At 57.7% G+C, this 10,724-nt stretch carries 10 protein-coding genes; 4 read left to right on the top strand and 6 right to left on the bottom strand.

The features are described 5' to 3' along the window. Positions 1-16: 16 nt before the first annotated feature. The gene (locus AC1DFB_RS17140; protein WP_170398992.1) at positions 17-1,102 is read right to left on the bottom strand and encodes a polyamine ABC transporter substrate-binding protein; all 1,086 of its coding nucleotides are present in this window, start codon (positions 1,100-1,102) and stop codon (positions 17-19) included. Positions 1,103-1,242: 140 nt separating this feature from the next. Between AC1DFB_RS17140 and AC1DFB_RS17135 the strand changes: the two genes are divergently transcribed. Next, positions 1,243-1,926, top strand: coding sequence for a GntR family transcriptional regulator (locus tag AC1DFB_RS17135; protein WP_170406782.1), 684 nt, complete (start codon positions 1,243-1,245; stop codon positions 1,924-1,926). A 75-nt stretch (positions 1,927-2,001) separates the two neighbouring features. Beyond that, complete coding sequence (locus AC1DFB_RS17130; RefSeq protein WP_170406785.1) at positions 2,002-3,399, top strand: aspartate aminotransferase family protein; 1,398 nt, start codon at positions 2,002-2,004, stop codon at positions 3,397-3,399. Between the two features lie 40 nt (positions 3,400-3,439). Here AC1DFB_RS17130 and AC1DFB_RS17125 read toward each other — a convergent pair whose 3' ends face one another. Beyond that, positions 3,440-4,756, bottom strand: coding sequence for a lytic murein transglycosylase (locus tag AC1DFB_RS17125; RefSeq protein WP_480921737.1), 1,317 nt, complete (start codon positions 4,754-4,756; stop codon positions 3,440-3,442). A 70-nt stretch (positions 4,757-4,826) separates the two neighbouring features. Beyond that, complete coding sequence (locus AC1DFB_RS17120) at positions 4,827-5,534, bottom strand: helix-turn-helix transcriptional regulator (protein WP_170801520.1); 708 nt, start codon at positions 5,532-5,534, stop codon at positions 4,827-4,829. Between the two features lie 82 nt (positions 5,535-5,616). Between AC1DFB_RS17120 and AC1DFB_RS17115 the strand changes: the two genes are divergently transcribed. Both AC1DFB_RS17115 and AC1DFB_RS17110 read left to right on the top strand, forming a co-directional pair. After that, complete coding sequence (locus AC1DFB_RS17115; RefSeq protein WP_480921736.1) at positions 5,617-6,240, top strand: glutathione S-transferase family protein; 624 nt, start codon at positions 5,617-5,619, stop codon at positions 6,238-6,240. A 70-nt stretch (positions 6,241-6,310) separates the two neighbouring features. Then, positions 6,311-6,697 carry a DUF1801 domain-containing protein gene (locus AC1DFB_RS17110; protein ID WP_170406797.1) on the top strand — a complete coding sequence of 129 codons (387 nt, stop codon included), beginning with the start codon at positions 6,311-6,313 and terminating at the stop codon, positions 6,695-6,697. On the opposite strand, the gene rnr is transcribed toward AC1DFB_RS17110, so the two are convergent. The 3 genes from rnr to dapE are packed head-to-tail and all read right to left on the bottom strand — an operon-like array spanning position 6,688 to position 10,722. Next, complete coding sequence (gene rnr, locus AC1DFB_RS17105; RefSeq protein ID WP_480921735.1) at positions 6,688-8,946, bottom strand: ribonuclease R; 2,259 nt, start codon at positions 8,944-8,946, stop codon at positions 6,688-6,690. The genes AC1DFB_RS17110 and rnr overlap by 10 nt on opposite strands. Before the next feature lie 57 nt (positions 8,947-9,003). Next, entirely contained in the window at positions 9,004-9,579 is a 576-nt protein-coding gene (locus tag AC1DFB_RS17100; RefSeq protein ID WP_170801523.1) for a TIGR04282 family arsenosugar biosynthesis glycosyltransferase, read from the bottom strand. 3 nt (positions 9,580-9,582) lie between these two features. Beyond that, positions 9,583-10,722: a succinyl-diaminopimelate desuccinylase gene (gene dapE / locus AC1DFB_RS17095; protein ID WP_480921734.1), complete on the bottom strand. Its 1,140-nt coding sequence runs from the start codon at positions 10,720-10,722 to the stop codon at positions 9,583-9,585. Positions 10,723-10,724: the final 2 nt, after the last annotated feature.

Genomic DNA, 10,724 nt, shown 5'->3' with positions numbered 1-10,724 from the left:
TTGCGCTATGATCAGATCAGGTGCCTGATTTCACTTTGGTCCAGAGACGTGTCACCACTCGCTGGGTCTTTGCCGGATAAGGTGTGGTGATGTAGAGGTTCTGCATGGTCGCATCATCCGGATAGATCGCCGGATCACCGATCACGTCCTCTTCAAGAAACTCCTGCGAGGCCTTGTTGCCGTTGGCGTAGTACACATAGTTCGACGCCGCAGCCATGTTGTTGGCATCCAGGATAAAGTTCAGGAACTGGTGCGCGCCTTCGGGGTTTGGTGCGTCGACCGGAATAGCCATCTGGTCAAACCACATCAGCGAGCCTTCCGCAAAGGGATGGTATTCAATTTCCACGCCGTTATCCGCTTCCGCCGCACGGTCGCGTGCCTGCAAGATGTCGCCCGACCAGCCGACAGCAACGCAGATATCACCATTGGCGAGCGCATTGATGTATTCCGAACTATGGAATTTCTGAACATACGGGCGCACACTGGTCAGAATCTCTTCGGTTTTCCCAATTACGTCTGTGTCGTGGCTGTCAGGGTCTTCGCCGATATACTGCAGCACCATCGGAATGATCTCAGACGGTGCGTCGAGGAAATGCACCCCACACGAGGCCAGCTTTTCCATGTTCTCGGGCTTGAGCACCAGATCCATGCTGTTAAGCGCAACATCGTCGCCCAGCACTTCTTTGACCTTGCCGACATTCAACCCGATACCTGTCGTGCCCCACATATAGTTGATCGAGTAGGCGTTGTTGGGGTCATACCCTGCAGTTCGTTCCTGGATCACATCCCATAGGTTGCCTGCATTCGACAGCTTGGCGGCATCCAGTTCCTGGAATGCGCCGGCCTGGATCTGGCGTTGTAGGAACGTGCCTGAAGGCACAACCACATCATAGCCTGACCCACCGGCCAGCATTTTTGTTTCCAGAACCTCGTTGCTGTCGAACACATCGTAGATCAGGGTTAGCCCTGTTTCTTCTTCGAATTTGCTCAGCAGATCTTCGTCAATGTAGTCGGACCAGTTATAGACGCGCACTTCTTCAGCAAACGCGGCCGAAGTCCCCAATGCGACGATCGCTGTCATCCCCAGCGTTTTCAGTTTCATATTTTTCTCCCTGCAACTGTGCGGCCATTTTGACCTTTTTTTGGATTTGATCAAGTTTTGCGTTTCACGACGGTTTCACCTATGGTCGGAATAGGTGAAGATTCTGGCAAGACAGAAACACATGGATTGAGGCAAACCTTTTGGATTTGATCAAAAATAAAGCAGATACACCTCCGGTAGATGAAGAAAAACGCCCAGCGCACGAACAGGTCTATCGGACACTGAAATCCCAGATTCTGTTTGGCGATCTCGTGCCCGGGCAGCCGGTCACGATCCAGGGCCTGACTGATTCGCTTGGTGTCGGCATGACTCCGGTGCGCGAGGCAATACGCCGTCTGATTTCCGACGGCGCGCTCATTTTTCAGGGCAATCGTCGCGTGAGCGTCCCGCTGCTTTCAGCCAACGACATCGAGCAGATGATTTTCGCAAGAATTTCAATAGAAACAGAGCTTTCCAGGCGATCCACAAAGAACATATCTATAACCGAGATCGACTATCTTGAGCAGCTGGATCAACGATTGGACAATATGATCGCGGATGGGGACGTAGGGGGTTACCTGCGTTTGAACCACGCCTTTCACCAATCTTTGTATTCCCATGCGGACGCTCCGATACTTGTTGATCTAGCCGAACGGCTATGGCTGCGATTCGGCCCTTCTTTGCGCATCGTTTGCGGTCGCTTCGGCACTCAAAGCCTGCCCGACAGACACAAAGACATTATTGCCGCGCTACGTGAGCGAGATGCAGAAAAGGCCGCGTTAGCAACAGCGCAGGACATTGAGCAGGGTATGGGAATGATGGGCGATGCTTTGCCAAGCACCTAGAAACCAGCGATTCGATTGACAGCATAAAATTTGATCATATTCTATCTGGCAACGACGCTTGCTGGAGAATCCGAGATGTCCACCATCACCAATCACATGCCCACTGCCGAATTGCAGGCGCTGGACGCAGCACACCATTTGCATCCTTTTTCAACCAATGAGGCGCTGGCAGACGAAGGTGTCAGGGTCATCACCCGTGCCAAGGGCGTCTATCTGACCGATAGCGAAGGTCATGAAATTCTGGATGGTATGGCCGGATTGTGGTGCGTGAATATCGGATATGGCCGCGATGAACTGGCCGATGCAGCCGCACGTCAAATGCGCGAGCTGCCGTATTATAATACTTTCTTCAAGACGACCCATACGCCCGCCATTGCGCTGGCTGCAAAGCTGGCTGAGCTTGCGCCAGGTGATCTGAACCATGTCTTCTTTGCCGGAAGCGGGTCCGAGGCCAACGACACCAACATCCGTCTAGTGCGCACCTATTGGGCCGAAAAAGGTCAGCCGGACAAGAACATCATCATCAGCCGCAAGAATGCCTATCACGGTTCCTCTGTTGGATCGGCGTCGTTGGGTGGCATGGCAGGAATGCATGCGCAGGGCGGAATTCCAATCCCGAATGTCCACCATATCAACCAGCCGAACTGGTGGGCGGAAGGCGGCGATATGAGCCCCGAGGAATTCGGCCTTGCCCGCGCGCGCGAGCTGGAAGAAGCCATTCAGGAACTGGGCGAAGATCGCGTCGCTGCCTTTATCGCCGAACCTGTGCAGGGCGCAGGCGGCGTCATCATCGCACCCGACACATATTGGCCCGAAATTCAGCGCATCTGCGACAAGTACGATATACTGCTGATCGCGGATGAGGTGATCTGCGGGTTTGGCCGAACCGGCAACTGGTTTGGCTCGCAAACCGTCGGGATCAAACCGCATATCATGACAATCGCCAAGGGCCTTAGCTCAGGCTATGCACCTATTGGCGGGTCGATCGTCTGCGACGAAGTCGCCCGTGTCATCAGCGCCACCGAGTTCAACCATGGCTACACCTATTCCGGCCACCCGGTTGCCGCAGCAGTTGCGCTCGAAAATCTGCGCATCCTCGAAGAAGAAAACGTCGTCGATCATGTGCGCAACGTGGCCGCGCCCTATATGAAAAAGAAATGGGACGCATTGGTCGAGCATCCGCTGGTCGGAGAGGCAAAGATCGCAGGATTGATGGGGTCCATCGCATTGACGCCTGAAAAGGCAAGCCGAGCCAAGTTCGCATCAGATCCCGGCACGATCGGATATATCTGCCGCGAACATTGCTTCAAAAACAACCTGATCATGCGTCATGTGGACGACCGCCTGGTCATCTCTCCGCCGTTGGTCATTACCCCGGCCGAAATCGACGAGATGTTCGTGCGCATTCAAAAATCGTTGGATGATGCGTTGGTTGAAATCAACGAAAAAGGTCTGATGAAGCCTGCGTCCTGATCATTAGATCATGGGCGACCCAATTGGGCCGCCCTAATTATCAGCGCATCCTTTCCAGCAGGCCGAGCGACGGGTATCCATCCGGGATCAACCCCTGAGCAACCTGAAACGCGCGCACCGCGTTAATCGTATTTGGCCCGGTGCGCCCATCGATCCCTTGTGTATCGAAGCCCGCCTGAGTCAGCCGACGCTGTAGTTCTTTCTTTTCAGTAAAGCTCAATACGCGATCGCCACGCGGCCAATCGGCCTCAAACGGAGAGCCTCCTGCAAGCCGGTCGGACAGATGCCCGATGCCGATCACATAGGCATCGGCGCCGTTGTAGGCCTCGATCACTTTGAAATTATTGAAGATCATCAGGGCGACACCCCGACCACCCGCCGGTAACAAGATTGCTGCTTGCCCGTGATCGGGCACTGCCTTGCCCGAGTAAGCAAGAACCCCTCGGGCCGCCCATTCCGACGGCATCAGAGTGAAATCTCGCCGCGCGTTGGCGTAGTCAAAGTCGGATGGTAGTTGCACTTCGACCCCCCAAGGTTGGCCTTTGGTCCATCCATGTTTTGCCAAATAAGAAGCGGCTGATGCTAAGGCATCAGTTGGATTATCGGACCAGATCTCGCGACGCCCATCTCCATCGAAATCAACCGCGTAATCAAGAAACGAGGTCGGCATGAACTGTGTATGCCCCATCGCCCCAGCCCAACTGCCAACCATATTCTTAGGGTCGACATCCCCTGCCTGCAGTATCTGCAACGCGGCGATCAGCTGTTCCTCAAAAAAGCTTGCTCGTCGAGCATCAAAGGCCAAAGTCGCCAGCGACCGAATGGTTTGCTTGCTTCCTCGGTAGGTGCCGAACGAAGTCTCAAGACCCCAGATCGCGGTCACGACCTCTTTTTCGACGCCGTACTGGGCTTCGATCCGGGTCAAAGTCTCTCGGTGCTTGTCTAGCCCAGCGCGACCGTTGGATATCCGCGTTTTTGAAACCGCTCCGTCCAGATATTCCCAAATCGGTTTGGAAAACTCCGCCTGATTGCGATCACGTTTGATGATGTCACTGTCATAGGTCACCCCAGCCAACGCCCGATCCAGCGTATTGACCGAGATGCCCTGCTCTTGCGCCCGCTTGCGAAATGCCCCCAGCCAAGCCTGAAATCGGGCATTCCCGTCTGCCGATACACGTTGCACCTCGACCTTAGGCCGCAGCACGGGCCGTACCGAGACCGTCACGTCCGCCGAGGCCAGTTGCACATTGTCGACCATAGGTCGGGCCAGAGGCCGTATCGAATTTTCTGTTGTATCCGCCTGCACGATGGATGCCCATAATGCGGCGGTCATAACGCCACCTACACACTTACGCATTCCGTTTTATCCTGATTACTGCTCAGAGCCGATGATAGCGCACAATCGGGATTTCTCAAAACGCAGAACGTCAGGTTTCCTGATCCTGTTCCTCACGTTCCGCGCGAATACGCGCAATGGCATCACGCAACAGCGATACGCGATTGGGTCGGAAGCTATCCTCGGTCACATCCAAGCCGTGCATACGATCCAGCCGAAACACTCGGAAATCCTGTCGCAGGTGGCACCAACTCAGCAATACGCTGGCACGGTCCATATAGACGATGCTCAGCGGATTGACCCGACGACGGGTGTCTGCGCCTTTGGCATCGGTATAGGCGAACTCGATCACGCGTTCGTCCCACGCGGCTTGGCGCAGTTCGGCGACATCGATGGTTGGCACGGCCGGCCTGTCAAATCGCGTGGCGGTCAAAACGGCGTGGCTCAATCGGTGCGACTGGCGCTGCGGCAATCGGCCCTGCAGCTTGCGTAAGGCTGCGCTTGCGGCATCCGACAGCGCCGGGTCTCCGATCAATTGCACCTCGCGCAAGCCCAACACCAGCGCTTCGAGCTCATCATTGGTGAAACCCAACGGCGGTAGGGTGGCATCCTCGATTAGGGTGAACCCGAACCCGGCCTCTCCGTCGATTATCGCCCCGAGGCCACGCAATGCATCGATATCCCGGTGCACTGTGCGCGGCGAAACGCCTAAATCCTGCGCCAATTGAACCGACGTCCTGGGCGAGGGGCCAGATCGTAGGGCCTGCATCAACTGAAAAAGACGGGCGGTGCGGGACATAGTATATTCTACTCTAAGCCTAATGTCAGAATCTGTCATCAGTCCGGCGTATCCATCAGGCGTCCCAACTATGGAGCTGATGATGCTGACCCTTCTCACCTTCCCCTCCGCCTTTGGCCTGTTCAGCGCCAGCCCATTCTGTGTGAAAACGGCCCTGATGCTTCAAAACGCGGGCCTGCGCTGGCAACGGTCCGATCTGCTGGACCCACGCAAGATGCCACACCAGAAGCTGCCGGTTCTTCGCACGCCTGAACGTCTGATTCCGGACAGCGACCTGATCCGCGACTGGCTTGAGGCTCAGGGGGCCGATTTCGATGCTGGCCTGACCGACCTGCAAAAAGCCCAGTCCCGCGCACTGGTCCGCATGGCCGAGGAACACCTTTACTTTCATGTCGTGCAGGACCGTTGGGCCAATGATGAGGTTTGGCCAATCCTGCGCGATACATTCTTTACCGTCATTCCCGCACTGATCCGCAAGCCGGTTTCGAATTCGATCCGGAAATCCGTTCTCAAGGGGCTCGCTTTTCAAGGTGTATCCCGCTTTTCGCCTGTCGAACGACAAGACCGGCTGGAGCGCGACTTTGAGGCGATCTCGACCTATCTTTGGCAATCGCCCTACCTGATGGGAGAGAAACCTACCTCGGCGGACATGAGCGTTGGTCCAATGCTGGCGGCGATGCGCGCGACACCGTCAGACACCCCCTGACCCGACGGATTAAACAAGATAAGCTGCTCAACAGCTATATCGACCGAATGGAGCAGGCGATCCCGCTATCATGACAGCCTTTGAGGACAAAAAAGTCGCTGCAGCCTATGAGGCGCTACCGGAAGAGACGCGCAATGGGGCACTAGCGCTGCGCGAGTTGATCTTCGAAACTGCGGCCTCGCTGCCACGCGCTCAGCCTCTGGAAGAAGCGTTGCGGTGGGGCCAGCCCGCCTATCTGGCGCCCAAAGGCTCGACGATTCGTTTGGGCGGACACAAGGCTGCCTGCTTTGCGTTGTTTGTACACTGCCAAAGCCGACTGATGGGGGATTTTACTTCCGCCTTTCCTGGTGAGGATCGGATCGACGGCAATCGCGCAATTCTGTTCGACCGGCCCGATCAGATTGATCCTACGCGCCATGGCTGGCTGATTGCGCGCGCGCTTACTTATCACCTCTGACGGCGTTTGCGTTCGACCTTGCGCTTGATCTTGTCCTTCTTGCGTTTGGTGCTGGCGGCCTTGCGCCGCGTTCCGCGCTTGGCGGGGCCACGGCCGCGCGGCAGCGCCTGATCATCGATGGACAACAATTCCAATTCCAATCCGCCCGTCACCGGCGTCGCCTCGGTCAACCGCACCGTGACACGCTGGCCAATGGCGATGATCAGCCCGGTGTCCGAGCCCATCAGCGTCCCGGCCTCTCGGTCGAAATGGAAAAACTCTCGCCCTAGCGAACGCACTGGAACCAGACCGTCCGCTCCGGTCTCGTCCATCTTCACGAAGGCGCCGAACCGGGCAATACCGCTGATCCGGCCAGAAAACTCATTGCCGACCCGCTCGCTGAGATAGGCCGCCAGATAGCGATCAGTCGTATCGCGCTCGGCCATCATCGAGCGGCGCTCGGTATCCGAGATATGGGTCGCCGTTTCTTCCAACCGTGCAACCTCATCCTCGGTCAATCCGTCCTTGCCCCAGCCATGGGCTGAGATCAGCGCGCGATGCACGATCAGATCAGCATAGCGCCGGATGGGAGAAGTGAAATGTGCATAGTTCCGCAGAGCCAGCCCAAAATGGCCGAAATTTTCGGGGTTGTAATAGGCCTGCGCCATCGACCGCAGGGTCGTCAGGTTGATCAGCTCCGCATCCTCGGTACCAGCGGCGGCGTTTAGCAGCGCGTTCAGATGTCGGGTCTGCAATACCTGCCCTTTGGCGAGGTTTAATCCCGCCGCCTGCGCCGTCTCTCTCAGGCTTTCCAGCTTTTCGGGCGCGGGCTCTTCGTGGACGCGGAACAGCAGCGGGCGGCGTTTGGTGATCAGGGTCTCGGCAGCGGCGACATTGGCGAGGATCATGAATTCCTCGATCAGCTTATGCGCATCCAGCCGGTCACGGAACGCGACGCTGGTCACCTCACCCGCATCGCTGAGTACGATTTTGCGTTCAGGCAGGTCCAACTCCAGCGGCTGCCGCACGGAACGCGCCTTTTTCAGCGCAGCATAGGCGGCGTAAAGCGGATTCAGCACCGTATCCAACAGCGGCCCGGTGCGGTCGTTCGGGTTGCCGTCGATCGCCTCCTGCACCTCGTTATAATTCAGCGAGGCGGCAGAGCGCATCAGAGCCCGTACAAAACCGTGGCCGACCTTGTTGCCTTCGGCATCAATCTGCATCCGCACGGCAATACAAGCGCGCGGTACGCCTTCGTGCAGGGAACACAGATCGCCGGACAGGCGATCCGGCAGCATCGGCACTACGCGGTCCGGGAAGTAACTGGAGTTGCCCCGCTTGCGCGCCTCGCGATCCAGAGCCGTACCGGGTGTCACATAGGCAGCGACGTCAGCTATGGCGACCCAGATCACATGGCCACCCGGGTTCTTGGGATCGTCATCAGCATGGGCATAGCAGGCGTCGTCGTGGTCCCGTGCATCCGCAGGATCGATGGTCAGCAAGGGCATATCCCGCAGGTCTTCACGCCCTTTCAGTCCAACGGGTTTGGCCTTGTCGGCTTCTTCGATCACCTTGTCCGGGAAGTCGTCGGGAATACCGTGTTGGTGGATGGCGATCAATGAGACAGCCTTGGGCGCGGTCGGATCGCCGAGCCGTTCAACAATACGCGCACGCGGCAGACCCATGCGGTTCTTGGGTCCGGCCTGTTCGGCCTCAACCAACTCACCATCCTTGGCCCCCAGAACGGCCCCGTCCGCGACCAGCCATTCTGTCGGACCAGCCTTGTCGATGGGCACGATCCGCCCGCCTTCGGCCCCTTTGCGGAAAATGCCGACGATCTTGCGCGGGTTGGTGCCGATGCGGCGGATCAAGCGGGCTTCGTAATTGTGATCTTCCTCATGCACCACGGTCAGGCGGGCCAGAATGCGGTCACCCTCACCCAGCGCCGGATCGCTGGCACGCGTTACGAGCAGAACGATGGGCTCGACTCCCTCACCGTGCCATTCCAACGGGCGCGCAAACAGGTCGCCATCTACGTTCGGGGCCTTCACCTGCAACACGCTGACCGGCGGCAGACGATCCGGATCGCGATAGCTGCGGTTGCGTTTTTCCAGATGGCCGTCGGCCTCAAGTTCTTTCAGGATACGCTTCAGATCGATCCGATCCGCGCCTTTGATGCCAAAAGCCTTGGCGATATCACGTTTCGAGGTCAGGGTAGGGTTCGCCGAGATCCAGTCGAGGACCTCTTGCTTGGTCGGAATGCGTGTCATGAGTTTGGCCTAGCACGGGCATGCGACCGCGTCATGGTCAAAAAGCGGTGCCTCATGTCAGCCGTGCAGATCGGCCACGGTATCCACATCGCGCAGATTATCCAGCAACGCTACTCGGCACCCGCGAACCGAATTCAGTGTGTCTTTCAACGAGTGTTCCGTTGACCAGCGCACATCGCGGAATAACCCCGAAGGCAACGCGCCATAACGCTGAGCACCAACCAACCAATAGCCGCCATCCGGGGATGGCCCGAAAACCATCTCAGCCCGGCCCAACGCGCGAAAGGCCCGCGCAATGTGACCCCTTGTGATGCCCGGAATATCCGCACCGATCAGGCACACCGGACCATCGGGAGCACCGCGCAACATCCGCCCCATACGGTCGCCCAGATCTCCGCGCCCCTGAGGCTTCCGGGGTAAATCAACGGGCCAGACCCGACTGTTCATTCCCTCCCTATCCGGAGAGACCGCCAGTACAATCTGCCAGCGCGGATCGCGCAAACGCAGGATCAGGGAACGCGTTTGGTGCCGAAACCACCAAGCAGCTCCAACCATGCCGATATTGCGCCCCAAACGGGTCTTGACCCGCCCTGGACGTGGCTCTTTCACCATGATGACCAGCGTTTTCTGCATGGATCAGGCGAAGTAATCCGTCAGAATACGGGTGTAGATCGCCTTGAGTTGATGAATTTGCGCCACTTCGACACATTCATCGACCTGATGCATGGTGCGCCCGACCAGACCAAACTCGACCACCGGGCAATGATCTTTGATGAAGCGGGCATCCGAGGTCCCGCCGGTGGTCGAAAGCTCGGGGCGGATATTTGTTTCTGCTTCGACAGCGCAAGCTACCAGATCAGACAATGCCCCCGGAGGGGTCAGAAAGCTTTCACCCGAAATCTTGATCCGGGTCTCGACATCGACGCCAAACGCCTCGGCAACGGTGTCTGCCTCGGATTGCAACCAATCGCTCAAACTGGCCCCGGAATGCAGGTCATTGAACCGGATGTTCACTGTCCCAGAACATTGCGCCGGGATCACATTTGTCGCCGGATTACCGGTGTCGATCGTGACAACCGCCAAGGTCGAGGCGTCAAAGTGGTCGGTCCCCTGATCCAGTTCGTGACTGGCCAGCCGATCCATCAGCCGCGCCATCGCGGGCACCGGGTTCTTTGCCCGATGCGGATAGGCCGAATGCCCCTGCACTCCGGTCACAGTGAACCACGCGGTCATCGAGCCGCGCCGACCGATCTTCATCATTTCGCCCATCGTGTTCGGACAGGTGGGTTCGCCCACCAGACAAACCGACATCCGCTCATCCGTTGCGGCCATGTGATCCAGTAAAGCAACAGTGCCATCCAGTGCGTCGCCTTCTTCATCACCTGTGATCGTCAGGATCACCGCCCCATCCGGGGGCGTGTCACGCACAAAATCGATAGCCGCTGCCGCAAATGCTGCCACGCCCGATTTCATATCCGTCGCGCCCCTGCCGTACATCACCCCGTCCCGGACCTCAGCGCCGAAAGGGGGCATGGTCCAGGCCGCCTCATCCCCTACCGGAACTACATCCGTATGCCCGTTAAAGCCAAAGCTGCATGCATGACCCTTCTGCCCCCATCGGGCGAAGAGGTTGCAGATTCCACCACGATCTACGCGAGTGCAATAAAATCTGGCCTCCTCCAGCACTTGCTGCAGCAAGACCAAAGCCCCGCCTTCATCGGGTGTGACCGATGGGCAACGGATCAGATTTGCTGTCAGCTCAACTGGATCGGTCATAT

It is taken from the genome of Ruegeria sp. S84, assembly GCF_056583445.1.
The sequence above is the reverse complement of the archived record's forward strand: the minus strand, read 5'-3'. Positions and strand labels throughout refer to the sequence as shown.